Source organism: Dactylosporangium sp. NPDC006015 (assembly GCF_040614215.1).
GTDB lineage: Bacteria > Actinomycetota > Actinomycetes > Mycobacteriales > Micromonosporaceae > Dactylosporangium > Dactylosporangium maewongense.
The window spans coordinates 193,385-218,843 of record NZ_JBEXUD010000003.1 but is presented as its reverse complement, the minus strand read 5'-3'; the positions used below and the strand labels follow the sequence as shown (position 1 = coordinate 218,843).

18 protein-coding genes and 2 pseudogenes are annotated in these 25,459 nt (G+C 72.8%); 10 read left to right on the top strand and 10 right to left on the bottom strand.

Annotated features, from left to right (window positions below):
* Positions 1 to 9: 9 nt before the first annotated feature.
* Positions 10 to 738 carry a TetR/AcrR family transcriptional regulator gene (locus ABZ321_RS07195; protein ID WP_354889923.1) on the bottom strand — a complete coding sequence of 243 codons (729 nt, stop codon included), beginning with the start codon at positions 736 to 738 and terminating at the stop codon, positions 10 to 12.
* A gap of 78 nt (positions 739 to 816) precedes the next feature.
* Between ABZ321_RS07195 and ABZ321_RS07190 the strand changes: the two genes are divergently transcribed.
* Positions 817 to 1,542: an SDR family oxidoreductase gene (locus ABZ321_RS07190; protein ID WP_344501157.1), complete on the top strand. Its 726-nt coding sequence runs from the start codon at positions 817 to 819 to the stop codon at positions 1,540 to 1,542.
* 174 nt (positions 1,543 to 1,716) lie between these two features.
* Complete coding sequence (locus ABZ321_RS07185) at positions 1,717 to 1,902, top strand: DUF3073 domain-containing protein (protein ID WP_344501158.1); 186 nt, start codon at positions 1,717 to 1,719, stop codon at positions 1,900 to 1,902.
* Here ABZ321_RS07185 and ABZ321_RS07180 read toward each other — a convergent pair.
* Together ABZ321_RS07180 and ABZ321_RS07175 are read right to left on the bottom strand one after the other, a co-directional pair.
* Positions 1,899 to 2,687 (bottom strand): alpha/beta hydrolase, encoded by a 789-nt coding sequence (locus tag ABZ321_RS07180; RefSeq protein ID WP_354889920.1) that lies wholly within the window; start codon positions 2,685 to 2,687, stop codon positions 1,899 to 1,901. The genes ABZ321_RS07185 and ABZ321_RS07180 overlap by 4 nt on opposite strands.
* A 36-nt stretch (positions 2,688 to 2,723) precedes the next feature.
* A pseudogene (locus ABZ321_RS07175) lies at positions 2,724 to 4,514 on the bottom strand (family 43 glycosylhydrolase); the annotation flags it as partial.
* Positions 4,515 to 4,818: 304 nt separating this feature from the next.
* Here ABZ321_RS07175 and ABZ321_RS07170 point away from each other — a divergent pair.
* The 3 genes and pseudogenes from ABZ321_RS07170 to ABZ321_RS07160 all read left to right on the top strand — a co-directional run bounded on the left by ABZ321_RS07170 (position 4,819) and on the right by ABZ321_RS07160 (position 6,700).
* Entirely contained in the window at positions 4,819 to 5,403 is a 585-nt protein-coding gene (locus ABZ321_RS07170; RefSeq protein ID WP_354889918.1) for a GNAT family protein, read from the top strand.
* Between the two features lie 175 nt (positions 5,404 to 5,578).
* Positions 5,579 to 6,004, top strand: a pseudogene (locus ABZ321_RS07165) (GNAT family N-acetyltransferase); the annotation flags it as partial.
* A 51-nt stretch (positions 6,005 to 6,055) separates the two neighbouring features.
* Positions 6,056 to 6,700, top strand: a complete 645-nt coding sequence (locus ABZ321_RS07160; RefSeq protein WP_344501161.1) for a LysE family translocator — start codon at positions 6,056 to 6,058, stop codon at positions 6,698 to 6,700.
* Here the strand turns inward: ABZ321_RS07160 and ABZ321_RS07155 are convergent.
* Genes ABZ321_RS07155 through ABZ321_RS07145 form a run of 3 tightly spaced genes read right to left on the bottom strand, consistent with a single transcriptional unit; the run spans position 6,689 to position 10,756 of the window.
* Positions 6,689 to 7,909, bottom strand: a complete 1,221-nt coding sequence (locus tag ABZ321_RS07155; RefSeq protein ID WP_344501162.1) for a DUF6596 domain-containing protein — start codon at positions 7,907 to 7,909, stop codon at positions 6,689 to 6,691. The genes ABZ321_RS07160 and ABZ321_RS07155 overlap by 12 nt on opposite strands.
* Positions 7,910 to 7,969: 60 nt before the next feature.
* Positions 7,970 to 9,733 carry a gamma-glutamyltransferase gene (gene ggt, locus ABZ321_RS07150; RefSeq protein WP_354889915.1) on the bottom strand — a complete coding sequence of 588 codons (1,764 nt, stop codon included), beginning with the start codon at positions 9,731 to 9,733 and terminating at the stop codon, positions 7,970 to 7,972.
* A 39-nt stretch (positions 9,734 to 9,772) separates the two neighbouring features.
* A complete protein-coding gene (locus ABZ321_RS07145) occupies positions 9,773 to 10,756 on the bottom strand; it encodes a helix-turn-helix domain-containing protein (protein ID WP_354889913.1) in 984 nt (327 codons plus the stop codon).
* Positions 10,757 to 10,821: 65 nt separating this feature from the next.
* Between ABZ321_RS07145 and ABZ321_RS07140 the strand changes: the two genes are divergently transcribed.
* Complete coding sequence (locus ABZ321_RS07140; RefSeq protein WP_344501165.1) at positions 10,822 to 12,105, top strand: MFS transporter; 1,284 nt, start codon at positions 10,822 to 10,824, stop codon at positions 12,103 to 12,105.
* Between the two features lie 62 nt (positions 12,106 to 12,167).
* Here ABZ321_RS07140 and ABZ321_RS07135 read toward each other — a convergent pair whose 3' ends face one another.
* From ABZ321_RS07135 to ABZ321_RS07120, 4 genes are all read right to left on the bottom strand, one after another.
* Entirely contained in the window at positions 12,168 to 13,718 is a 1,551-nt protein-coding gene (locus ABZ321_RS07135; RefSeq protein WP_344501166.1) for an aldehyde dehydrogenase family protein, read from the bottom strand.
* 20 nt (positions 13,719 to 13,738) lie between these two features.
* Entirely contained in the window at positions 13,739 to 14,206 is a 468-nt protein-coding gene (locus tag ABZ321_RS07130) for a hypothetical protein (RefSeq protein WP_344501167.1), read from the bottom strand.
* A gap of 37 nt (positions 14,207 to 14,243) precedes the next feature.
* Positions 14,244 to 14,789, bottom strand: a complete 546-nt coding sequence (locus ABZ321_RS07125) for a hypothetical protein (protein ID WP_344501168.1) — start codon at positions 14,787 to 14,789, stop codon at positions 14,244 to 14,246.
* Between the two features lie 542 nt (positions 14,790 to 15,331).
* Positions 15,332 to 15,733 carry a hypothetical protein gene (locus ABZ321_RS07120; protein WP_344501169.1) on the bottom strand — a complete coding sequence of 134 codons (402 nt, stop codon included), beginning with the start codon at positions 15,731 to 15,733 and terminating at the stop codon, positions 15,332 to 15,334.
* Between the two features lie 84 nt (positions 15,734 to 15,817).
* On the opposite strand from ABZ321_RS07120, the gene ABZ321_RS07115 reads away from it, so the two are divergent.
* The 4 genes from ABZ321_RS07115 (at position 15,818) to ABZ321_RS07100 (ending at position 25,458) form a co-directional block, all read left to right on the top strand.
* Positions 15,818 to 16,273, top strand: a complete 456-nt coding sequence (locus tag ABZ321_RS07115; protein ID WP_344501170.1) for a MarR family winged helix-turn-helix transcriptional regulator — start codon at positions 15,818 to 15,820, stop codon at positions 16,271 to 16,273.
* 104 nt (positions 16,274 to 16,377) lie between these two features.
* Positions 16,378 to 22,113, top strand: a complete 5,736-nt coding sequence (gene pulA, locus ABZ321_RS07110; protein ID WP_354889910.1) for a pullulanase-type alpha-1,6-glucosidase — start codon at positions 16,378 to 16,380, stop codon at positions 22,111 to 22,113.
* A gap of 88 nt (positions 22,114 to 22,201) precedes the next feature.
* The gene (locus tag ABZ321_RS07105; RefSeq protein WP_354889908.1) at positions 22,202 to 22,591 is read left to right on the top strand and encodes a hypothetical protein; all 390 of its coding nucleotides are present in this window, start codon (positions 22,202 to 22,204) and stop codon (positions 22,589 to 22,591) included.
* A 152-nt stretch (positions 22,592 to 22,743) separates the two neighbouring features.
* Positions 22,744 to 25,458 (top strand): sensor histidine kinase, encoded by a 2,715-nt coding sequence (locus tag ABZ321_RS07100; RefSeq protein WP_354889906.1) that lies wholly within the window; start codon positions 22,744 to 22,746, stop codon positions 25,456 to 25,458.
* Position 25,459: the final 1 nt, after the last annotated feature.

Here is a 25,459-nt window from a genome sequence, read left to right as displayed (position 1 = left end):
TGCTTCGGGTCAGGCGGTCGTGTGGTCGCCGGGGCGGGCGTCCGCGCTGTGGCCCGAGTCGGCGAGGCGGGTCAGCCACTCGTCGAGCAGGGCACGCTCGGCGCCGGTCAGGGCCGTGACCCCCGGCAGCGCTGCCCGTAGCGCCCCGGCGGCGCCCGCCAGGCTGGCATCGCCGCCGCCGTCGGCCGCTCGCTCGCTTGTGACGGTCGCGATGATCGACTCGCGGGCGAGGACCGGCAGTGCGGGGTCGCGGGCCTCCGGTGGCAGCGCGATCAGCGTCAACGTCATGCCGCATCCCGCCGCGTGGATCAGGTGCGTGGCCCGCTCCTCGCTCACCCGCAGCCGGCCGGCCGCCGCGATCCGCTTCACCTGCCCCGCCAGCACCTCGGCCGCCGCGCGCGCCGCGGGCGACTCGACGCCGGGCCGGGGCTCGCCGTAGATCAGCGTATAGACGGCGGGGTGCTCCAGTCCGAAGGCGACGTGCAGATCCCACCCCCTCCGCAGATCCTCCACAGGATCCCCCGTCTCCGGCAGCCCCATCTTGCCACCCAGGTACGACACAAAACCGTGGCTCGCGACGGCGTCCAGCAGGCCCTGCTTGTCGCCGAAGAGCCGGTAGATGGTCGGGGCCTGCACGCCGGCGGCGGCGCTGACCGCGCGCGTCGAGATCGCCTCGCGGCCACCCTCGTTCAGCAGGGCCGCGGCGGCTTCGACGATCTTTTCGCGGGTAGTGGTCACGGTAACAACGCTAACACTTGCATGTTATCGAGTGAATGCTAACGTGAAGTTGTTAGCAGCGATAACAGGGAGGTCGTCATGGACAGGGTTGCCGTCGTCACCGGAGGGTCGCGCGGGATCGGGCGGGCCGTCGCGCTGCGGCTGGCGCAGGACGGGCAGGCCGTCGTCGTCGCCTACGGGCACGCGCCCGCCGCCGCGGACAGCGTCGTCACCGAGATCACCGACAAGGGTGGGCGGGCGCTGGCGGTACAGGCGGACGTCGCCGACGAGAGCGCCGTCGCCGCCCTGTTCGACACGGCGGAACGGCAGCTCGGCGGCGTCGACGTGGTCGTCAACGCGGCCGGGATCATGGTCCTGGCGCCGCTGGCCGAGCTCGACCTCGACGACCTGGACCGCGTGCACCGCACCAACATCCGCGGCACGTTCGTCGTCGGCCGGGAGGCCGCCCGCCGGGTGCGCCGCGGCGGCGCGATCATCAACTTCTCGACGTCGATCACGCGGCTGTCGCTGCCGACCTACGCCGCGTACGCCGCGAGCAAGGCCGCCGTCGAGGCGATCAGCCCGATCCTCGCCAAGGAGCTGCGCGGCCGCGACGTCACCGTCAACGCCGTCGCGCCCGGGCCGACCGCCACCGACCTGTTCCTCGACGGCAAGGACGACGCCACGGTCGAGCGCATGGCGAAGATGAACCCGATGGAGCGCCTCGGCACCCCCGAAGACATCGCCGAGGTCGTGTCTTCCCTGGCAGGACCCGCCCGCTGGGTCAACGGCCAGACGATCTACGTCAACGGCGGGGCCGCCTGACCGCGCGGCGGCACCCGTAAACACGCAGTGTCGTCGGACTCTTGTCTCATCGCCGGCAGACGACACCTGCGACGGGGATGTACCGTGTCGGGCACGAGGACGAATTCAAGTTGTCACGACGCCCGGGCGCGGCACTGCCACCGCCTCCCGGAGCGCGGGAAACGGGGAGCCGACATGGGACGTGGACGGGCCAAGGCCAAGCAGACGCGGATCGCCCGGGAGCTGAAGTACTTCACCCCGCCGACCGACCTCACCGCCCTCCAGCACGAGCTCGCCGGTGCACCCACCCCGGAGCACGACGACGCCGATCAGGGCGACTACTACTACACCCCGGACCGCGACGACCGCACGTCGCGCTAGCGGCCGCCCACCGCGGCGGCGACGATCCGCCGGAAGGGGTCGGGGGCCGACAGCATCGGGAAGTGGTCCGCCCGGGGGATGACCGTGAGGGTCGCCCCGGGCGTCCGCGACGCGATCCGCTCGGCCCACAGCTGGGTGGCGGCGAAGTCGTGGCCGCCCACGACCACGCTGACCGGCGTGGTGATCTCGTGGAGGCGGTGCTTCACCGGCGGGTCGAGCTCGGTGCCGAGCGACTCCGGCAGCCGGATCCAGTAGGTGTTCGCGACCTGCAGCCCGACCATCAGGCGCCGGTCGGGCTCGTCGAGGGCGGCGCCCCACGCGCCGATGTCGCGGGCGGCGTAGGCATGGATGTCGGCCTCACCGATGATGCCGGCGAAGTGCTCCCGCATGACCGCGTACGCCGCGGACTCCGCGGGGCTCGGGTCGGGGAAGTCGCCGAACGCGCCGCCGGCCGCCACCACGTGCCGCACCCGTTGCGGGTACCGGTGGGCGAAGGCGAGCGCGCGGCGCGCCCCGTCGGACACGCCGACCAGTACCGCGGCATCCACGGCGAACGCGTCGAGCACGGCGGCGAGGTCGTCCAGCTCGCTGTAGGGCCTCGTGGCGTGCGACGACAGGCCCATGTCGCGGTGGTCGAAGGTGATGACCCGGGCGAACCCGGCCAGCCACGGGACCGTCGAGTCCCACATCCGCAGATCCGCGGCGCCGGCGTTGAGCAGGACCACGTCCGGGCCTTCGCCGCGGATCTGCGCGTGGAGATAGCCGTCTTCGACGTCGATGAACACCCGGGAAGCTTAGACGTCGATGGACGCCCGGGAAGCTCAGAAGACCCGCAGCTCGTAGATCCGGGTGGCGACCTCGGTCGTCTGGGTGGGCGTCACGACGTTGAGCCGCACGTACCGGCCGGAGACGCCGCTGACGGGGTGGCTGGTGTTCGCCGCAGTGTTGGCGGTGACGTTCACGACCTGCGTCCAGGTGGTGCCGTCGTTGGACACCGAGATCGTGAACGCCTTCGTGTTCATGCTCGCGGCCTCGCCGCCGGCCTGCGCGTGCGCCAGCTCGAAGCGGCTCAGCGAACGCGTCGAGCCCAGGTCGACCTGCAGCCACGCGCCGGCGCCCGACGAGCAGAACTTGTCGGAGTTGCCGCCGCTGACGCTGCCGTTGACGGCCTTCTCCGGGCCCTCCGACGCCGCGCACGGCGTGCTGCCGGTCGCGGGCCGGCCCTGCGCGACGTTGACCCCGGCGCCGACCGGCGCCCCGACCACCACGTTGTCGAACGCCGCGGCCGCGTTGTACACCCGCACCCCGTCGCTGCCGGACGCGAACGTGCCGTCCGTGACGCTGATCCGCGGGTTGGTCATGTCGTCCACGTACACCTTGATCGACGACCCGATCGCGGTGACCCGCAGGTGGTAGCTGGTGCCGGCGGTGACGGTCAGGTTCGCGGTGCCCAGCTGGGTCCAGTTGTTGGCGGCGCGGCCGAGCACGACCCGTCCGGCGGGGCTGATGCCGGCGTAGTAGCCGTTGTAGCTGTCGGCGCCGGTGGCCGCGTTGCTGACCCGGAAGGTCAGGCCCGCGTCGCCACCGCCGGACGTGACGGTCACGTCGGCGTCGTAGGAGAAGTCGCCGAAGTTGGTGTCCAGCTGCGCCTTGCCGCCGAGCGAGCTGCCAGCCTGATACCTGCCGCCGGAGACCGAGAACGCGCCGCCGAACGTCTTCCAGCCCAGCGCGTTGCCGTCGGCGAAGTTGTCCTTCACCCGCATGGTGACCCGCTGGATGGTGCCGTCGGCGTTGAACGTCATCCGGTCGTAGGCGAGCTGCCGGTGGTTGCCGTCGGTCTCGCTCAGCGGCCGGCGGTGGTAGAGGATGTACCAGGTGTCGGTGCCCGGCACGTTGATCACCGAGTTGTGCCCGGACCCGCGGGCGACGGCGGCGTCCTGGGTGAGGACCCTGTCCAGCTTGGTGAACGGGCCGGTCGGCGAGTTCGCGATCGCGTAGGACACCGAGTAGTCCGGGCCGGTCCAGCCGCCCTCGGACCACATCAGGTAGTACTTGCCGTTGCGCTTGAACATCTGTGGGCCCTCGGTGTACCCCGACGGCGTGATCTCCTTGAACGTGCTGCCGTCGCTGAACGTGCCGAGGCTGGTCATGTCGGCGTTGAGCTTGGCGACGTTCGCGTGGCCCCAGCCGCCGTAGTAGATGTACGCCTGGCCGTCGTCGTCGATGAACACGTCCTGGTCGATCGGCTGCGCCCCGTTGTAGAACTGCCCGATCAGCGGCCGGCCGATCGCGTCCCGGTAGGGCCCGGCCGGGTTGTCGGCCACGGCGACGCCGATCCCGCCGAGCTGCGAGTTGTTCTGGATGTCGTTGGCGCCGAAGTACAGGTAGTACCTGCCGTTGCGCTGGATCGGGGCGGGCGCCCACATCGCCTGCGTGGCCCACGACACGTTGGCCTTGGTGAGCACGTTGGGGTGCCTGGTCCAGTTGACCAGGTCGGTGGAGGAGAACGCGTCGAGGTAGGTCTGCTCCCCGTACGACTTCGACGTCGTCGGGTACACCCAGAACGTGTTGTTGTAGACCGCGACGTCAGGGTCGGCGTACCACCCGTCGACGATTGGGTTGCCCGCCTCGGCGGTCGTGTAGTCGGGGATCGCGGCGGCGGCCGCGACGGGCGCGAGCGCGCTGCCGAGCAGGGCGGCGGCGGTCAGGGCGGCAAGGCGTTTGGCTGCGGTGAACATCGGTGGCGGCTCCGACGGTGACGCGCTGGCGGGCGCGGACGGCGTGGCGGTTCCCACATGTTCGGTAAATATTGAACAGAACCATCAATCACGTCAAGGCAGTCCCAGCGCCTGAATCAACAAGCCTCAACGTATTCTGACAAAAATTCTCAGAACGAAGGCGCTGTAGGGTGGCGCAATGGTCGATGCTGTGCCGCTCCCGGCGCCGGTCTCGCTGCCCGGCGGCGCGACGCTGCGTCCGCTCGAGCTGGCGGACGCCGCGGCCCTGCTGGACGTACAGGAGCGAAACCGCGAGCATCTCCGGCGCGCGACGCCGATGCAGCCCGACTCCTTCTGGACGCTCGACGGTCAGCGGGACCGGCTCGAGACGCAGGTCGGGCGCAACCTGGCCGGCGAGGCCCTCGGCTGCGCGATCGTCCGCGACGGCCGGATCCTCGGCTGCGTGACGCTCAGCGGCATCGTGCGCGGCCCGTTCCGCAGCACCAGCCTCGGCTACTGGATCGACGCGGCCGAACAGGGCAAGGGGCTCACCTCGGCGGCGGTCGCCGCGGCCTGCCGCCTCGCCGACGAGCACCTCGGCCTGCACCGCATCGAGGCCAGCACCAACGTGGACAACCTCGCGTCGCAGCGGGTCCTGGCCAGGAACGGCTTCGAGCGGATCGGCGCGGCCCGCGACTACCTGTTCCTCGACGGCGCCTGGCGGGACTCGCTGCTGTTCCAGCGCATCCTCAACGACCGCCAGCCGGCCGCCGGCTCCGCCTGAGAGCGACCGCCAGCCGGCCGCCGGCTCCGCCTGAGAGCGACCGCCGGCCGGCCGCCGGCTCCGCCTGAGAGCGACCGCCGGCCGGCCGCCGGCTCCGCCTGAGAGCGACCGCCGGTGGGCCGCCGGCTTCGCGTGAGAAACGACCGCCGGCCGGCGACCCTCAGCCAGTACGGTCGGCGGCGTGGACATCGAACTGCGTAGCGCCGCCGCCGAGGACGTCCCGGCGGTGCTGGCCTTCTGGAAGATCGCGGCGGAGGGCACGAACCGCGGCGGTGACGACACCGCGGCCGTCGAGGCGCTGCTCTCGCGGGACCCGTCGGCGCTGCTGCTGGCAGTGGCGGGCGGCGAGATCGTCGGGTCGCTCATCGCGGGCTTCGACGGGTGGCGATGTCACCTGTACCGCTTCGCGGTGCACCCCGAACGGCGCCGGCAGGGGATCGGGGCGCGGCTGCTGGCCGCGGCGGAGGAGCGCTTCCGCGGGTTCGGCGCCTGGCGGGTCGACGCGATGGTCCTGGAGGACAACACCCTCGCGCACGAGGTGTGGGCGGCGGCCGGCTACGCGCCGCAGGAGGAGTGGCGGCGCTGGGTGAAGAGCCTCTGACCGCCGATTGGCTCTCGACCCGCACCGCCCGGGCCTGACACCGTGAGGAACATGATCACGGTGGGGGCGGCGGCAGGGGTCGCGCTGGTGGCGTTGGGGATGGTGCTCACGCCGGGGCCCAACATGATGTACCTCGTCTCCCGCAGCATCTCCCAGGGCCGCCGGGCGGGCATGATCTCGCTCGCCGGGGTCGCCGCCGGGTTCCTCGTCTACCTGACGCTCGCCTCGGCCGGGCTGTCGGTGGTGTTCTCGACGGTCCCCGCGCTGTACACGACGGTGAAGCTGGCCGGCGCCGCCTACCTCGCCTACCTCGCGTGGCAGGCGGTCCGGCCCGGCGGCACGTCGGTGTTCACGCAGGTCGAGCTGCCGCCGGACTCGACGCGCAAGCTGCTCACGATGGGGCTGATGACCAACCTGCTCAACCCCAAGGCCGCGATCATGTACGCGTCGCTGATCCCGCAGTTCGTCGACCCGCGCGCCGGGCACCTGATGGCGCAGGGGTTCATGCTCGGCGGGGTGCAGATCGCGGTGAGCATGGTGGTCAACGCGGGCATCGTCCTGGCCGCCGGCGGCATCGCGGTCTTCCTGGCCAAGCGTCCCGTGTGGCTGCGGCTGCAGCGGTACGTGACGGGCACGCTGCTCGGCTTGATCGCGGTCAAGCTCGCCACCGACAAGGCCCGGCCGCTACCCGTTTGACAGCGTGGCGGCCTTCGACAGCAGGTAGCGCCGCTCGGGGAGGCTCGTCGTGCGGCGGGCCGCCAGCTCGTACGACGAGCGCGCCGCCACCGCGTCGCCGGACATCTCCTGCAGGTGCGCGCGGACCGCGGCGAGCCGGTGATGCCTGGCGAGGCGCTCGTCGGTGTCGAGCGACTCCAGCAGGCGCAGGCCCGCACCCGGCCCCTGCACCATCGCCACCGCCACGGCCCGGTTGAGCGTCACCATCGGGTTCGGCGCGACCCGCTCCAGCAGCTGGTACAGGGCGAGGATCTGCGGCCAGTCGGTGTCCGCCGCCGATCCGGCCTCGTCGTGGATCGCGGCGATCGCGGCCTGCAGCTGGTACGGGCCGGGCGGCCCCTTCGGCAGCGTCCGCGTGATCAGCTCGACGCCTTCGGCGACCGCGGGCCGGTGCCACAGCGCGCGGTCCTGCTCGGCGAGCGGCACCAGCGTGCCGTCCGGCAGGGCGCGCGCCGGCCGGCGGGCGTCGGTGAGCAGCATCAGCGCGAGCAGCCCGGCCACCTCGCCGTCGTCGGGCAGGAGCCGGTGCACCTCCCGCGTCAGGCGGATCGCCTCGGTGGTCAGCTCGGGCCGGTGCAGGTCGTCGCCGGAGCTGGCGGTGTACCCCTCGTTGAAGATCAGGTAGAGCACCTGCAGCACGACCTGGAGGCGGCCCGCGCGTTCGGCGGGCGGCGGCATGCTGAACCCCGCACCCGCGGCCCGGATCTTCTGCTTGGCCCGGCTGATGCGCTGCGCGAGCGTCGCCTCCGGCACGAACAGCGCGTGCGCGATCTGCGCGGTCGTCAGCCCGCCCACGGCCCGCAGCGTCAGCGCCAGCTGCGACGCGCTCGTCAGCGACGGGTGGCAGCACAGGAACAGCAGCAGCAACGTGTCATCTTTGTCGGAAATGTCAGGCGGGTCCGATGTTTCATGTGAAACGGCGATGGACAACTCACGCCTGCGCCGCGCGTCCTCGCTGCGGAACTGATCGGTCAGCCGCCGCGAGGCGACCGTGATCAGCCACCCGCGCGGCTGCTCGGGCACCCCCTCGCGGGGCCACTGCAGCGCCGCCGCCAGCAACGCCTCCTGCACGGCGTCCTCGCAGGCGTCGAACTGCCCGTGCCGCCGGACCAGCACCCCGAGCACCTGCGGCGCCAGCCGCCGCAACTCCTCCTCGACCCCGACACTCACGGAGAACAACGATCCCACGGCGGCGCCGCCCTGTACGAGGGCGGCGCCGCCGTCGCGGGCTCAGTGGACGGTGCCGGCGGAGCCGGTGCCCCGGCGGACGGGTTCCGCGCAGGCGAGGAGCTTGCCGCGGGGGAGGAACTCGATCGCTGTGGCGGCGCCGATCTCGGCCATGGGGGTGAACGTGTGGCCGAGGGTGCCGAGCGCCACGCCGGGGCCCGAGATGAAGGCGGGCTCGGCGACCACGGCCGCGGTGTTGCGCTGGGTGGCGCGGGGCGCGGCCAGGGCCTGCGGGAGCGTCATGCCCAGGTCGATCCGGTTGATCAGGATCTGCAGGACGGTGGTGATGATGGTCGAGCCGCCGGGGGAGCCGAGGGCCAGGAACGGGCGGCCGTGCTGCAGGACGATCGTCGGGGCCATCGAGCTGCGCGGGCGCTTGCCGGGGGCGGGGAGGTTCGGGTCGTCGGCCGGCGCCTGGGTGTTGGTGAAGTTGAAGTCGGTCAGCTCGTTGTTGAGCAGGAAGCCGCGGCCGGGGACGACGATGCCGTTGCCGCCGATCTGCTCGATCGTGAGCGTGTACTCCACGACGTTGCCCCACTTGTCGGCGACGGTCAGGTTGGTCGTCGACTTGCCGAAGTCCGCCGTCGCTCCGCCCGCCGTGGTCGCGCAGGAGGCACCCGGTACACCGGGCGGCACCGGCTTCGTGGCGGCGTGCAGCGGGTCGATCCGGCAGGCGCGGGACGCCGCGAAGTCGTTGGTCAGCAGCGACTCGAGCAGCGGGCGCGGGGTGTGGTCACCGACGTAGCGGTTGCGGTCGGCGAAGGCGAGCGCGCTGGCCTCCAGGTAGCGGTGCAGGGCCTGCGTGCCGTCGAGCCGGCCCAGGTCGGAGCGCTCCAGGATGTTCAGGGCCTCGCCGACGGTGGAGCCGCCCGAGGACGGGGTGGCCATGCCGTAGACGTCGTAGCCGCGGTACACCATGTGCGTCGGCTCGGGGCGGCGGACCTCGTAGGCGCGCAGGTCGGCGAGGGTCATGCCACCGGGGCGGATCTGGTACTGCCACGGCACCGACGGGTTCGCCGCGACCGGCGGGTGCTGGACGGCCGTCACGATGTCGCGGCCCACCTCACCGCCGTAGAACGCGTCGATGCCGCGGCGCGCGACCAGGTCGTAGGTCGCGGCGAGGTCGGGGTTGCGCAACGTGCTGCCGACCGCCGGCGGCTGCCCGCCCGGCAGGAACAGCGCCGTCGTCGGCGTGAACTGCGCGAACGCCGCCTTGTTGTCGCTGACCTGGGTCGCGAACGTCTGGTCGACGGTGAAGCCGCGGCGCGCGACCTCGCTGGCGGGGCGCAGGTTGGTGGCGAGGGACCGCTTGCCCCACCGGCGCAGCGCGGTGTCCCACGTGGCCAGGGTGCCGGGGACGCCGGCGGAGATGCCGCTGACCCGCGCCTCCTGGAAGGCGTACGGCTGGCCGGTCGCCGGGTCGACGAACGCCGTGGACGTCATCGACTGCGGCGCGGTCTCGCGGCCGTCGAGGGTGGACACCTTGCCGCTGCGGGCGTCGTAGTACACGAAGAACCCGCCGCCGCCGATGCCCGCGGAGAACGGCTCGGTCACGCCGAGGGTCGCCGCGACCGCGACGGCGGCGTCGACCGCGTTGCCGCCGCGGCGCAGCACGTCCAGCCCGACCGCGGTGGCCGTCGGGTCGACCGAGGTCACCGCGCCGCCGTACCCGGTCGCGGTGGGGCCGGTGGACGAGGCGAGGGTGGGTGCCGCGGGTCCGCCCACCAGGGGCACGAGGAGAAGGGGGATCAACAGCAGTCTACGCATGGTGCCTCCCGGAGGATCGACGGCGATCGCTCCTCCTGCCTACCGCCCCTGGGCGTCGGGCACAACCCGGAACGTGCGGCGGTACGCGCTCGGAGCGACGCCGATCGTGGTCTGCAGGTGCTGGCGCAGCGACGCGGCCGTGCCGAGCCCCGACCGGCGGGCGATCTGCTCCACCGCCAGGTCGGTGCTCTCCAGCAGCCCGCGGGCGTGGTCGACCCGCTGCTGCAGCAACCACCGGGCCGGGCTCACCCCGGTCTCCTCGCGGAAACGCCGGGTGAACGTGCGCACACTCATCGTGGCGTACGCGGCCATGTCCTGCAGCGTCAGCGGCTCGGCGAGTCGCCGCAACGCCCACTCACGGGTGGGTGCGGTCGTGGTGTCGGTGACCCGCGGCAGGGGCCGCTCGATGTACTGCGCCTGCCCGCCCTCCCGCCACGGCGGCACCACGCTGCGCCGCGCCGCCCGGTTGGCGACCTCGCTGCCGAAGTCGGTGCGCACCACGTGCAGGCACAGGTCGACCCCGGCGCCGACCCCGGCGGAGGTGAGCACGTCGCCGTCGTCGATGAACAGCACGTCCGGGTCGAGCTTGACCTGCGGGTACAGCGCCCGGAACTGGTCGGCCCACCCCCAGTGCGTGGTCGCCGGACGGTCGTCGAGCAGGCCGGCGGCGGCGAGCACGAACGCCCCGGTGCAGATCGACATGACCCGGGCCCCGCGGGCGTGCGCCGCGAGCAGCGCCGCCGCGACGGACGGGTCGAGGGTGGCGTCCTCGACCGGCCCGCCGCGGTGGATTCCGGCCACGACGACCGTGTCGGCCCGCTCGGTGATCTCCAGCCCGTGCTCGGGCAGCACCTGGAAGCCGGCCGCGCTGCGCACCGGCAGCCCACCCGGCGTGCAGACCTGGATTTTGTACTTGCGGTGGCCGTCGTCCCCGCGGGCGGCGCCGAAGATCTGCGACGGGGTGCCGAGGTCGAACGCCACGACCCCGTCGAGCGCGATGACGGCCACCAGATGCCTACCCATGGCCCAATTCTTGCGCACTATGGCTTCCGGGCCACTCGTCCGCGCGTACCGGAGCCAGAAGGATGATGACCGTGAAACGACTCCACCCTGCCTGGCTGGTCGCCGCGGTCGCGTTCGTCGCGCTGGTCGGCGCGGCGGGCTTCCGGGCCACCCCCGGCGTCATGCTGCACCCGCTGCACGAGGAGTTCGGCTGGTCGCTGGGGACCATCTCCCTCGCGGTGTCGATCAACCTGCTCCTGTTCGGCCTCACCGCGCCCTTCGCCGCCGCGCTCATGGAGCGCTTCGGGATCCGGCGGGTCGTGGCGTACGCGCTGCTGCTCGTCTCCGCCGGCAGCGGGCTGACGGTCTTCATGCGGCACAGCTGGGAGCTCATCGCGCTGTGGGGCGTGCTCGTCGGCCTCGGCACCGGCTCGATGGCGCTCGCGTTCGTCGCGACGGTCACCGGCCGCTGGTTCGTCAAGCGGCGCGGCCTGGTCACCGGCGTGCTCACCGCCGGCGGCGCGGCCGGCCAGCTGGTGTTCCTGCCGCTGCTCGCGCTCCTGGTCGACAGCCACGGGTGGCGCGCCGCCGCGCTGACGGTGGCCGGCGCGGCGCTGGTCGTGGTGCCCCTCGTCCTCTGGCGGCTGCGCGACCACCCGGCGGACCTGGGCGTGACCGCCTATGGCGCCACCGATGCCGATGCGGCGCCGGTACCGCCGGCGACGGGCGGCGCGGCGCGGCGGGCCCTGGGCGCGTTGCGCGGTGCCGCCCGGGTGCCCGCGTTCTGGCTGCTCGCGGGCGGGTTCGCGATCTGCGGCGCCACCACCAACGGGCTGATCGGCACCCACTTCATCCCCGCCGCGCACGACCACGGCATGACCGAGCCGGTCGCGGCGTCGCTGCTGGCGCTGGTCGGCCTGTTCGACATCGTCGGCACGATCGCGTCCGGCTGGCTCACCGACCGGATGGACAGCCGTGTCCTGCTCGGCTGGTACTACGCCCTGCGCGGCGCGTCGCTGCTGGTGCTCCCGGCGCTGTTCGCCGCCACGGTGCGGCCGAGCATGGTCGTCTTCATCCTCTTCTACGGCCTCGACTGGGTGGCGACGGTCCCGCCGACGGTCGCGCTGTGCCGCGAGTACTTCGGCGCGTCCGGCCCGGTGGTGTTCGGCTGGGTCTTCGCGTCGCACCAGTTCGGCGCGGCGATCGCGGCGACGGGCACCGGCCTGCTGCGCGACCGGCTCGGCAACTACGACCTGGCCTGGTACGTCGCGGGCGGGCTGTCGATCGCCGCGGCCGGCCTGTCGCTGCTGCTGTTGCGCACCCGGCGCGGGGTCGTGACGCCCGCGCCGGTCGCGGTGGCCGCGGCGTAGCGGCGGCCTGCTTCGGCGTGACGGCTCTGCTTCGGCGTGACGGCCGTGCTTCGGCGGGACCGTCAGCCCAGGCGGAAGTCCAGGTCCGGGGTGATCTCCAGCGTGTCCATCTGGGCGCGCTGGAGCCGGCCGGAGTAGTCCCAGTTCATCGACTGCCAGCGGGTGAACTGGTCTAGCACCCAGACGCCCGACTGGCGGCTGCCGTTGCCGGACCTGCCGTTGCCGCCGAAGGGCAGGTGCGCCTCCGCGCCGGAGGTGGAGTTGTTGACGCTGACCATCCCGGCGCGGGTGCGGCGGCGGAACGTGAACGCCTTGCGCGGGTCGGTGGTGTAGATCGCGGCGGACAGCCCGTAGCCGGGCGCGTCGGCCAGCTCGACCGCCTCGTCCAGCGTGCCGTAGGACGTCACACCGACCAGCGGACCGAAGGTCTCCTGCTGGAAGATCTTGTCTTCCGGCCGTACACCGTGGACCAGCGCCGGATGGTAGAACAGGCCCTGCTCCGGGTCGCCGACGAAGCCCTCGCGCGGGTTGGCGGCGCTGATCCTGCCGGTCGGGCCCGCCGGCCGGTGGTGGTCCTCGATCCAGCCGAGGAACTCCTCGAAGCGCGCGGCGAAGCGGTCGGTCATCAGCGGGCCGTAGAGCACCGACGGGTCGGAGGGGTCGCCGATGCGCGCGCCGGCGATCGCCTCCTCCAGCCTCGCGGTGAAGGGCTCGAGGACGCTCTCCTGCACGATCAGCGTGCCGAGCGACGTGCAGCGCTGGCCCGCCGTGCCGAACCCGGCGAAGAGCGCGCCGTGCACCGCGAGATCCAGGTCGGCGTCCTCGGTGACGACCATCGGGTTCTTGCCGCCGAGCTCCAGGCAGGCGCTCTGCAGGTGCCGGCCGGCGAGCTCGCCGATCCGCGCGCCGACCTCCGACGAGCCGGTGAACCCGACCTTGTCGACCAGCCCCGCCTCCAGCGCCCGGTCCAGGCCCTCGAACGTGGTCGCCCCGTCGGCGAACACCACGTCGAAGACCCCGTCGGGCACCCCCGCGCGCCGGATGAGCTGGGCGAACGCGTCGGCGCAGGCGGCGGAGTACTCGGCCGGCTTCCACACGACGGCGTTGCCGCACAGCAGGGCCGGCACCAGATACCAGCTGGGGACCGCGACCGGGAAGTTGCCGGCCGTGATGATCGCGGCGACCCCGACCGGCACGCGGAACGTGAACAGCTGCTTGTCGGGCATCTCGCTCGGCACCGTCTGCCCGTAGAGGCGGCGGCCCTCGCCGAGGAAGAAGTCGCAGGTGTCGACGATCTCCTGGACCTCGCCGCGGGCCTCGGCGGTCGTCTTGCCGACCTCCCGCGTCACGAGCGCGGCGAGGGCCTCGAAGTTGGCCTCGACGAGCCGGCCGAGGTTGGCGATCACCCGGCCGCGGACCGGGGCCGGCACATCGGCCCAGTCCCGCTGCGCGCGGCGGGCGGAGCGGCAGGCGGCGACGAACGTGTCGGCGTCGGCGAGGGCGACCTCGGCGACGACCTGGTCGAGGTGGGCCGGGTCGACGGACCGGAAGCGGGCGTCGCCGGGCGCGTCGAGGGGTCTGCCGCCGACGGTGGAGACGAGGAGCTTGCTCATGCCCCCATCTTGCCGTGGGGCTACGACATTTTTCCGTGGGGCGTGTCGGCCGGGTGCTGGGACGTGGGCGGCGGGGCGAACGCCAGCTCGCCGCCGAACTGGTCGTGCAGCCGGACGTCGTAGTAGTCGGCGGCGTCGGCCACCCAGTCGCAGGCGTTGCTCAGCTCGGTCGCGTCGAGCGTCTCGGCCATCAGCTCGTAGGACGCGATGACCGAGTCGTCGCGCCAGAACAGCCGGACGAAGTTGAGCCGGCCGTTGAGCTCGTTGAGCTCCGTCAGCAGCCGCGGCGAGCACTCCAGCCGGCGCAGCAGCGGCGAGAAGACCCGCACGAACGGCGGATCGTTGGCGACCAGGCGCAGGTAGACCACGGCGGTGCCGCTGCGGATCGCGGCCGGGGTGGCGCTCAGGTCGGCGGGCACCGCCTGTCCGCCGAGGTAGTCGGTGAGCAGGTGGTGCACCCGGATGCGCACGGCGTCGTCGATCGACACGCCTGTCACCCTATCGAATGACCGCGCGGTCACCCGGTCACCCGGACTTGCCGGGGCGCCCCGGGGGCAGGAAGCCGCGGCGGCGGGCCTCCTTGACCCAGCGGTGCGCGGTGCTGACCGGCACCCCGTGCCGATCGGCCAGGTCGCAGGCGGGCCGGGGCGAGTCCTGCGCGAAGTCGAGGTAGACGTCGGCGACCTCGCGGTAGAAGACGTCCGGCCGTCCCCGTGACGGGTTCGCCGCGGCGGGCGACGTACGGGCGACCGCCAGCGCCGGCTCGACCATCTCCCAACCCGTGTCACCGGCGACGGGCGGCGCGACCGGTCGCGCCCGTGGATTGAGCACCGGCGGCGTGTCGATCGACTCGTGGACGACCGCGAGCTGCGCGTTGGCGGCGGCCTCGATCCGCCCGACGGGGATCGCCCGGAGCAGGTCCGCACTCGGCGAGCCGTCGATGTGCAACCCCGTCAGCACCAGCCGACCACCGTCAGCGACGCCGACCCGCACCCGGACGCTCTGCGCCAGGGGCGGCTCCTGACGCCACTCATACCAGCCATCGGCGACTGGGAGAAGCCGGCCACGCACCCGGCAAATCTAGACCACTTTTCCTCGAATCAACAATTGCGCGAACCTAGACGTCTAGATACGCTGATCTGGACCCGCCAGCCAGAGGCTTCAACGGGGGGTGTCTGGAGCAGCAGGTGCGTGGCCGCGCACCGACAGTTCCAGCAGAAGCCGACGGCACGTCTGCCTCGCCTTGGGGGAGCAAGGGGGAGGGCGCAGACGGGTGGTCTGCCGGGCGGATCGCGCAGCAATGCGCGTCCCGCCCGGCGGCGTCGGTGACAAGCCGCGGTCGCGGGGTCTCGCCGGACCCCGCGACCGTCCACCGCCTGGCAGGCGCTGCTGCACGGCCCGGTTCACGACGCCCGCACCGGCCGACTTCCACCGATCCCCGCACCCGGGGCGGCGCTCTGTGCCTCGCGCACGCGCCGATCAACACCCGGCGGTGTGCCGTCTTCAGTTCCGGCGTGGACCGGCCTGCCCGATCGGCACGGTCTGGATCGGCACCGCCTGTATCGACGCTGGCCAGATCGACACTCCTCGACAGGCGTTGGTCAGTGCCCGGGTCAGTGGCGGCCGGTGTAGAGGAGGAAGACGCCGGCGAGGACGACGCCGATGCAGAGCAGGGACACCATGGCCACGGTGATGAGGACCCAGATGAGGGCGCCGAGCTTGCGGCCCGGGTTGATGTCGATGCGGGCGGGTGGGAGCTCGGCGGCCTCCAGCTCGGCCGCGACGTCCGCCGGGTCGCCGAGCAGGTCCAGGATCGAGCGGACCTCGTCCTCGGGCGCGTGGGGACGGCCGCCCGACCCGGGGTGCGGCTCGGCGTGCCGGGTCTCGGCGAGCTTGCCGGCGATGTGGTCGCTGAGGTCGGCGAGCAGTTCGGCGCGGCGGCCGGCGGGCACGTTCTGCAGCGCCTGCTCGACCGCGTGGAGATAGTCGTTGACCAGGCCATCGTAGGTGTTCAAGGCGCCCCCGTCCGGAAAAGCTGGCACTCTCCAGCATGATCAGTAAGACTTTTCGAGCAGGCACGCAGTCCTGGAGGGAGCGATGTGAGCGCACCGACCCGCTGGCTCGACGCCGAGGAACAACTCGCCTGGCGTGCTTTCTACTCCGCCGCGACGCAGCTGATCGACCGGCTCGACCGCGAGCTGCAGCACGACGCGGGCATGCCGCACGCCTACTACGAGATCCTCGTCGTGCTGTCGGAGTCGCCGGGGCGCACCCGGCGGATGAGTGAGCTCGCCGACCTCACCAGGTCCTCGCGCAGCCGGCTCAGCCACGCCGTCACCAAGCTCGAGGCCCGCGGCTGGGTCCGCCGGCGCGACTGCGACGACGACAAGCGCGGGCAGTTCGCCGACCTGACCGACGTCGGCTTCGCCGCCATCGAGGCGGCCGCGCCCGGTCACGTGGAGACGGTGCGCAAGCACCTGTTCGACGCCCTCACCGAGGAGCAGGTCGAGCAGCTGCGCAAGATCAGCGAAGCGATCACGGCCTCCCTCAAGTAACGCCCTCAGGTAAACCCTGAAGTACCCCCGGCGGGGCACTGCGCCTTGTGTCGATCATTGTGTGTCGATACGTTCACGGCCTGCCGCGAGATGGGGGCCCCGTCATGAAGCGCCTGAAACTCACGCAAACCATCGCCGCCGCGGCCTTCGCCGTGGCCGCGCTGGCCGCGGTGCAGGGCAGCGTGCCGACGCTGCCCGAGCAGGCGGGGACACCGAGCGGCTACGCCAACGGCGTGCCCCAGTGGGAGAACGAGCCGTCGATCGCCAGCCTCCTCGCCGGCGGCACCCAGCAGCACGCCGAACAGTTCTACTTCGTGCTGCCCGACCGGTTCGCCGACGGCGACCCGTCCAACAACACCGGCGGCCTGTCCGGCGGCCGGCTGAGCTCGGGCTACGACCCCACCGACAAGGGCTTCTACCACGGCGGCGACCTCAAGGGCGTCATCGACCGGCTCGACTACATCGAGCACCTCGGCACCACCGCGATCTGGCTCGCCCCCGTGTTGAAGAACCGGCCGGTGCAGGGCAGCGGCGCCGACGTCTCGGCCGGCTACCACGGCTACTGGACCACCGACTTCACCCAGATCGACCCCCACTTCGGCACGAAGGCCGACCTGCAGCGGCTCGTCGACCTCGCGCACCGCCGGGGCATCAAGGTCTACCTCGACGTCATCACCAACCACACCGCCGACGTCATCCGGTACGCGCAGGACCAGTACTCCTACCGGAGCAAGACGGACTACCCGTACAAGGACGCCTCCGGCAACAGGTTCGACGACCGCGCCTTCGCCGACGGGCGGCGCGGCTTCCCGCCGGTCAACGCGCAGTCCTTCCCGTACACCCCGGTCTTCGGCAGCGAGGCGGACAAGACCGCCAAGAAGCCGGCGTGGCTCAACGACCCGCTCATGTACCACAACCGCGGCGACTCCACGTTCAGCGGCGAGAACAGCGAGTACGGCGACTTCTTCGGCCTCGACGACCTGTGGACCGAGCGCCCGGAGGTCGTCCGCGGGATGACGAAGATCTACGCCGACTGGGTCAAGGACACCGGGATCGACGGCTACCGGATCGACACCACCAAACACGTCAACATGGAGTTCTGGCCGCAGTTCGTCGAGGGCGTCGACAAGGTCGCCAAGCGGGACTTCTTCATGTTCGGCGAGGTGTACGACGCCGACCCGCGGTTCGACTCGACCTACGTGCGCAAGGGGCGGCTGCCGGCGACCCTGGACTTCCCGTTCCAGCAGGCCGCGACCGACTACGTGGCCCGCGGCGGCTCCGCGGCCGGGCTCGCCGGCGTGTACGCGCAGGACGACCTGTACACCTCGGCCGGCACCACCGCGGGCACCCTGCCGACGTTCCTGGGCAACCACGACATGGGCCGCATCGGCATGTTCGTCGCCGGCGGCGGCACCGACCCCGCCACGCACCTGCGCCGCGACCAGCTCGCCCACGAGCTGATGTTCCTCACCCGCGGGCAGCCGGTCGTCTACTCCGGCGACGAGCAGGGCTTCACCGGCGCCGGCGGCGACAAGGACGCCCGGCAGGACATGTTCCCGAGCGTCACCCCCGACTACCTCGACGACGACCTGCTCGGCACCGACACCACCCACGCGGTCGCGCACTACGACGAGAGCCACCCGGTCTACCGCACGATCGCCGGCCTGGCCCAGCTGCGGCAGGCGCACCCAGCGCTCAAACAGGGCGTGCAGGTGACCCGGTACGCGGCGCAGGGCGCGGGCGTGTTCGCGTTCTCCCGGATCGACCCCCAGCAGCGCGTCGAGTACCTGGTCGCCACCAACAACGCCACCTCCACGCAGACCGTCACCGTCCCGACGGCCATGGCGAGCGCCACCTTCGACCGGATCTACCCGTCCACGGGCGCGATCGCCGCCTCCGCCGGGGACGGCCGGCTGCAGCTGGACGTGCCGCCGCTGAGCACCGTGGTGTTCAAGGCCCGCGGCGCGATCGCGAAGCCGGCCGCGAAACCCACCGTCACGCTGGTCGCGCCCGCCGCCGGGCAGCCGGTGCCCGGCCCCACCGAGGTCAAGGCGGAGGTCACCGGCGACCCCCTCGCCACGGTCACGTTCGCCGCGAAGGTCGGCAACGGCCCGTGGAAGCTGCTCGGCACCGACCACGCCGCGCCGTACAGCGTCACCCACGACCTCGACGGGCTGCCCGCCGGCACGGCGCTGGAGTACAAGGCGGTCGTGCGCGACGGCTCCGGCCGTACCGCAGAGACGAGAATCACCGCGAAGGTCGGCACGCCGCCGAGCGCCGCCGCGCCCGACTACGCGGTCGTGCACTACCAGCGCCCGACCGGCGGTTATGAGCCGTGGAGCCTCTACGCGTGGGGCGACATCGAGACGCCGATGACGTGGCCGGCCGGCGCCCCGTTCGCCGGTGAGGACTCGTTCGGGCGCTTCGCATGGGTCAAGCTGAAGCCGGGGGCGGCGAACGTCGGCTTCCTCGTGGTCGACTCGAGCGGGGTGAAGGACGTCGCCGTCGACCGCTCGCTCGACCCGACGAAGACGCCGGAGATCTGGCTCAAGCAAGGAGACGCGACCATCTACACCTCACAGGCCGCGGCCACCGGCACCGTCGCCGTGCACTACGGGCGGCCCGACGGCGACTACACCGGCTGGGGCCTGCACCTGTGGGGCGACGGCCTCGCACCCGGCACCGGCACCGACTGGTCCGCGCCGCGCCCGCCCGACGGCACCGACAGCTACGGCGCCTTCTGGCACGTGCCGGTGACCGACCCGGGCAAGCCGGTCAACTTCATCGTCCACAAGGGCGACGTGAAGGACCCCGGCGTCGACCAGTCCGTCCTGCCGAGCCGGCAGGGCGAGGCCTGGGTGCGCTCCGGCGAGGCGACCGTCCACCCGACCCGCGCCGCCGCCGAGCACACCGCCGTGCTGCACTACCGCCGCCCGGCCGGCGACTACACCGGCTGGGGGCTGCACGTCTGGACCGGCGCGGCGACCCCCACCGACTGGGGCGCCCCGCTGCTCCCCGAAGCCAGCGACGCGTTCGGCGCGCGGTTCCGGGTGCCGCTGGCGGACAACGCCACGACGCTCAACTACATCCTGCACAACGGCGACACCAAGGACCTGCCCGCCGACCAGGCGCTCGACCTCGTCACCGTCGGGCACGAGGTCTGGATCCTGTCCGGGCAGGAGCGCTACCTGCTGCCGATCCCGCCGCAGGGCACCCCCGACACGGACCTGACCAAGGCGAAGGCGGTGTGGGTCGACCACGACACCATCGCGTGGCGGTCCGGGCCCACCGACGGGCACTCCTACGAGCTGCTGTCCGCGCCCAACGGCGGCCTGTCGGTGGTCGACGGGCAGGTCGTCGGCGTCGCGAAGGCCCTGCCGATGCGCGCCACCGGCGGCCTGTCCGAGCCGCAGCGGGCGAAGTTCCCACACCTGTGGGCGTACCAGGCGTTCCACGTCACCGGCGACCGCGCCGCCGTGGCCACCGCGCTGCGCGGGCAGGTCGTCGTCGTCGAGCGCGACGCCGCCGGCGCCGTCACCGAGGCCAGCGCCGTGCAGGTCGCCGGGGCGCTCGACGACCTCTACGTCGGCGCCGTCGGCGCGAAGCTCGGCCCGCACTTCGAGGGCGGGCGCGTCTCGGTCAGCGTGTGGGCGCCGACCGCGCAGAACGTCGCGCTGGAGCTCTTCGACGATCCGTCAGCGCAGCCGGTACTGGCGGCGATGAAGCGCGACGAGCACACCGGCGTCTGGACGGCGACCGGCGACCGCGGCTGGAAGGGCCGCTACTACCGGTTCCGGGTCACCGCCTGGCAGCCCGCGGTCCGGGGCGTGACGACGGCGTCGGTGACCGACCCCTACTCGGTGTCGCTCGCCGCCGACTCCACCCACAGTCAGATCGTCGACCTGTCCGACGCCGCCCTGCAGCCGCCCGGCTGGTCCGCGGTCAAGAAGCCGCCGGTGCCGGCCCGGCCGCAGATCCAGGAGCTGCACGTCCGCGACTTCTCCGTCGCCGACACCACCGTGCCGGCACAGCAGCGCGGCACGTACCTCGCCTTCGCCCAGGCCCAGTCGGCCGGCATGACACACCTGCGGGACCTCGCCAAGGCAGGCACGTCCTACGTGCACCTGCTGCCGGTCTTCGACATCTCCACGATCCCCGAGCGGCGGGCCGACCAGCAGCAGCCGCCGTGCGACCTGACCACGCTGCCGCCGGACTCCAGCCAGCAGCAGGCGTGCGTCGCCCAGATCGCGGAGCAGGACGGCTACAACTGGGGCTACGACCCGTTCCACTACTCCACGCCCGAAGGCTCCTACGCGACCGACCCGCAGGGCACCCCGCGGATCAGCCAGTTCCGCCAGATGGTCGCCGGGCTCAACGGTGCCGGCCTGCGGGTCGTCGTCGACGTCGTCTACAACCACACCACCGCCGCCGGCACCGACCCGCACTCGGTCCTCGACCAGATCGTGCCCGGCTACTACCACCGGCTGCTCGACGACGGCACCGTCGCCAACTCCACCTGCTGCGCCAACACGGCGCCGGAGAACGCGATGATGGGCAAGCTCGTCGTCGACTCGGTCGTGCTGTGGGCCAAGCAGTACAAGGTCGACGGCTTCCGCTTCGACCTCATGGGCCACCACCCGAAGGCCAACATCCTCGCCGTGCGTGCCGCGCTGGACCAGCTGACCCTCGGCAAGGACGGCGTCGACGGCAAGAAGATCCTCATCTACGGCGAGGGCTGGAACTTCGGCGAGGTCGCCGACAACGCCCGCTTCGTCCAGGCGACCCAGGCCAACATGGCCGGCACCGGCATCGGCACCTTCAACGACCGGCTCCGCGACGCGGTCCGCGGCGGCGGCCCGTTCGACGGCGACCCGCGCATCCAGGGGTTCGCGTCCGGCCTGTACACCGCGCCCAACGGCGACCCGGCCAACGGCACCACGGCCGAGCAGCGGGCCAGGCTCCTGCACTACCAGGACCTGATCCAGGTCGGGCTCACCGGCAACCTCGCCGCCTACGAGTTCGTCGACTCCACCGGCCACCGGGTCACCGGCGCGCAGGTCGACTACAACGGCTCACCCGCCGGCTACACGCGCCTGCCCGCCGAGGGGGTCACGTACGTCGACGCCCACGACAACGAGATCCTCTACGACGCCCTCGCCTACAAGCTGCCGACCGGCACGACCGCCGAGCAGCGGGCGAGGCTGCAGGTGCTCGCCCTGTCCACGACCGTCCTCGGCCAGGGGACCGGGTTCGTCACCACCGGCTCCGACCGGCTGCGCTCCAAGTCCCTGGACCGCAACTCGTTCAACTCCGGCGACTGGTTCAACCAGATCCGCTGGGACTGCGCGGCCGGCAACGGCTTCGGCGCCGGCCTGCCGCCCGCCGCCGACAACCAGGACAAGTGGACCTACGCCCAGCCGCTGCTGGCGAACCCGGCGCTCGTCCCCGACTGCGCCGCCGTCGACCTCGCCGCCGCCCGCTTCCAGGAGCTGCTGACGATCCGGGCGAGCTCGCCGGCGTTCTCGCTGGGCACCGCGGCGCAGGTCCAGCAGCGGATGGCGTTCCCGCTGTCCGGCGCGGCCGCGACGCCCGGCGTGATCACGATGACGCTGGACGCCCGCGGCCTCGACCAGCGGTTCCAGACGATCGTGGTGGTCTTCAACGCCGGCCCGGCCGCCGCGACGCAGACGGTCGGCGCCTACGCGGGTGGGCGGTTCGTGCTCCACCCGGTGCAGGCCGCCTCGGCGGACCCGCTCGCCCGCCAGGCCACGTTCGACAGCGCCCACGGCACGTTCACCGTCCCCGGGCGGACCGTCTCGGTCTTCGTCCGGCCCGCCTGACCGTTTTCTTGATCCGGTAGACCTCGCGCGGGTCTACCGGATCACCGAAAAGCCTCAAGCCCGGGCGGTCGGTGCCGTTTTGTCCGGTGTGAGGCATCATCGGGCGTTCACCGCCGCCGGGCTGCTGCTGGTCGCGCTGCTGGCCGGGGCGACCGGCAAGCCGTCGCCGCCACCCGGGCCGCCGCTGCCCGGGCCGCCCGCGGTCATCGAGCCGGGGGCGCCGCCGTCGACCCTGCCGGCGCTGAGCGACCTGCCGACGCTCCGCGAACCGACCGGCCGGTCCATCGCGCCGTCCGCGACCGCCGCCACCGGCACGCCGGGGGAGCCGGCGCCGAGCGTCAAGGCAACCTCTAGCCCGAGCCCCGCAGCGACCACCGGGACCAGCCGCCGGTCGACCGGGTGGATCGGCCTCGGCGTCGTCGTCGTGATCGCCGGAGCGGTCGCCTTCCTCGTACTGCGACGGCGCCGTCACGCGTAGTCGCGAACGGCGGGCCGTTTGGCTTGTGACGGCCGCCGTTCGGCGAATGAAGGCTTATCGGGGAAGCACCTTTCCAGTAGCGTGCCCTTTCGTGTTCCTTAACGAGCTTTCCGGCTACAGCTTGCTCCCCCGCCACCGGTAGGGGATGACGGTTGGCAGGCAGCAGCCCCTCCCGAGCGACCGGCACCGACTCGCCCCGCGCGATCGGCGGCGGCGGTCGGCAGCGCCGATCGGGCGCGCCTGACACCTCGGTCGCCGGGCACCGGCGCGGCGGCGCGACCCGGCCCAGCCGGTTGCGGTCGGTCCGTACGCAGCTGCTCGCCCCCATCGTCGTCGCGATGATCGGGCTCGCCGTCCTCAGCACCGCCCAGGCCGCCACCGCCACGTCCGCCGCCGGGGACGCGGCGCGAGCTCGTACATTGGCATCCACCGCGACCAGCGCGGTCAGCTTCGTGCACGAGCTGGAGCGCGAGGTCGCCGAGACCGCGGCACTGCGGCAACGGGGCGGCAAGGCCGGAATGTCGCTCGTCGTCGCCCAGCGCGGGCGGACCGACCAGGCCGCGGCCCGTTACCTCGCCGACAGTCGCGCGGCGGTCAAGGCCGTGCCCGACCTCGACCGGTCCGTCCGGGCCGTCAACGAGATCTACAGCCGGCTCGGCGCCACCCGCGAGGCCGCCGACACGAACCCCGCGATCACGCTGATGACCGACCCCGTGTACCGGCCGCTCGCCGAGGCCCTGCTGGCGATCGCGGACGCCGTGCCGGCGCAGATCGCCGACATCGAGCTCGCCAACGCCGCCCGGGCCGTCGCCGCCGTCGCGGCCGTCGAGCACTACGCCGCCCTCGAGCGGGACCTGCTGCGCGCGGTGTTCTCCCGCGGCGCCGTCGAGCCCGGCGACCTGGGCGCCATGTCGGAGCTGCGGGGCGCGCGCGACCAGCGGGCCGCCGAGTTCCAGCGGGCCGCGACCAGCGCCGGGCGCACCGTGTACGACCAGGAGATCCGCGGCCTCGACGTCGACAAGGCCGACAAGCTCAGCGCCGCCGCCCGCAACGCCGAAAAGGACCCGGCCGGGCTGAAGGTCGACGCCGACACGTGGTTCGTGGCGCAGTCCGGCGTCATCCGCCGGCTCAACATCGTCAGCCTCGACCTGTCCGACCGGCTCGACGGGCGCGCCGAGCAGATCGCCGTCACCGCCCAGCGGCGCGCGTGGGCGACCCTCATCGGCACCGCCGTGATCGGTCTCGCCGCCCTCGCGATCGCGATCACCCTGGCCGTACGGACGGCCCGGCGCCTCCGGCGGCTGCGTGCCGCGGCCCTGACGGTCGCCCGGCAGGAGCTGCCCGACGTGATCCACTCCGTCGCGGCCGGCGCACCGATGCCGACCGGCACCTCGGCCGCCGCCGCCACCCGGAGCATCGCCGCCACCAACGACGAGATCGGCCAGGTCGCCGACGCGTTCGCCACCGTCCACCGCACCGCGCTGCGCCTCGCCGGCGAGCAGGCCGAGCTGCGCGTCGACGTGTCACGGATGGCCGAGGTGCTGGCCCGGCGCATCCGCACCCTCATCACCCGGCAGCTGCGGCTCCTCGACGAGTTCGAGCGCGACGAGACCGACCCCGACGTGCTCGCCCGCCTCTTCGCCCTCGACCACATCGCGGCCCGCCTGCGCCGCAACGGCGAGAACCTGCTGGTCCTCTCCGGCGGCGAGCCGGGCCGCCCGGCGACCCAGGCGGTCGGCATCGGCGCGGTCATCACGGCCGCCGCGTCGGAGATCGAGGACTTCCAGCGGGTCGAAATCCAGCCCACCGACCTGGCGATCACCGGGCCGGTCGTGGGTGACCTCGTCCACCTCCTGGCGGAACTGCTCGAAAACGCCACGACGTTCTCGCCGCCGACGCAGCAGGTCCGGGTCGACGCCCGGCCCACGGTCGACGGCGCCATCATCCGCGTCCACGACAGCGGGATCGGCATCGCGCCGCGCCGGCTCGCGGAGATCAACTCGCGGCTGGCGACGCCGACGACGCTGAGCAGCGCGGCGGCCGGCACGATGGGGCTGCACGTGGTGTCGCACCTGGCCGCCCGGCACCGGATCCGGGTGGAGCTGCACGCCACCGGCAGCGGCACCGTCGCCTACGTGGCGCTGCCGCACCGGGCCCTGGAGCGGATGCCGGCGCTGACACCGGCCGCCGCCTCCTCAGTCCCTGCCGCTGCCGTGTCCGCGCCCCCCGCCGCCGTTCCGTCGGCTCCCCCGCTTGCGGCACTTCCGCCGTTTCCGCCGGTCTCGCCGGTCTTCTCCGCGCCGGCCGTCGTCGCGTCCGTTTCGTCCGCTGTGTCCGCGCCGGTGTCCCCTGCGCCGGTGTCGGCGGCGCCGATCTCGGGCGTGCCCGTCTCCGCCTCGCCCCGCCCCGGGCCGCCGCCGGTCGTCGTGCCCTCGACGGTCGGTGCGCCGCTGGGGCGGCCGCGCGTACCGCAGCAACACCAGCCGGCTCCGTCCGGGGCGCCCGCACCATGGTTCCGCCCCTATCTCAGCAGCGGTGGCGACACCCCCAGGCCACCCGTCCCGTCCGTCCCGCCACAGCCTTCCCCGGGTGCCTGGCCGCCACGGCCGGGGGGCCCGTCCAGCCCCCTCGGCGGCCCGGGCTCCACCGAGGACGGCCTGCCCCGCCGCCGCCCAGGAGCGCAGCTCGCACCTGGAGTGACCGACCCGGAGCCGCAAACCACCCGCAGCAACGCGGTCGACCCGGACGCCGTCCGGTCCCGGCTGTCGGCGTTCGCGGAAGGTGTCTCGGCCGCTGCCCGCCGGACCAGCGCGGGCGGCTTCAACAGCGCGACCCACAGCGCAACCTTTGGACAGAAGGACCGATGAT

Bases quoted from the DNA above. Each gene is read 5' to 3' on its own strand.
- ABZ321_RS07190 (WP_344501157.1), top strand. From the start codon at position 817: ATGGACAGGGTTGCCGTCGTCACCGGAGGGTCGCGCGGGATCGGGCGG.
- ABZ321_RS07135 (WP_344501166.1), bottom strand. From the start codon at position 13,718: ATGAGCAAGCTCCTCGTCTCCACCGTCGGCGGCAGACCCCTCGACGCG.
- ABZ321_RS07170 (WP_354889918.1), top strand. From the start codon at position 4,819: ATGGTCGATGCTGTGCCGCTCCCGGCGCCGGTCTCGCTGCCCGGCGGC.
- ABZ321_RS07140 (WP_344501165.1), top strand. From the start codon at position 10,822: ATGACCGTGAAACGACTCCACCCTGCCTGGCTGGTCGCCGCGGTCGCG.
- pulA (WP_354889910.1), top strand. From the start codon at position 16,378: ATGAAGCGCCTGAAACTCACGCAAACCATCGCCGCCGCGGCCTTCGCC.
- ggt (WP_354889915.1), bottom strand. From the start codon at position 9,733: ATGCGTAGACTGCTGTTGATCCCCCTTCTCCTCGTGCCCCTGGTGGGC.
- ABZ321_RS07145 (WP_354889913.1), bottom strand. From the start codon at position 10,756: ATGGGTAGGCATCTGGTGGCCGTCATCGCGCTCGACGGGGTCGTGGCG.
- ABZ321_RS07185 (WP_344501158.1), top strand. From the start codon at position 1,717: ATGGGACGTGGACGGGCCAAGGCCAAGCAGACGCGGATCGCCCGGGAG.
- ABZ321_RS07160 (WP_344501161.1), top strand. From the start codon at position 6,056: ATGATCACGGTGGGGGCGGCGGCAGGGGTCGCGCTGGTGGCGTTGGGG.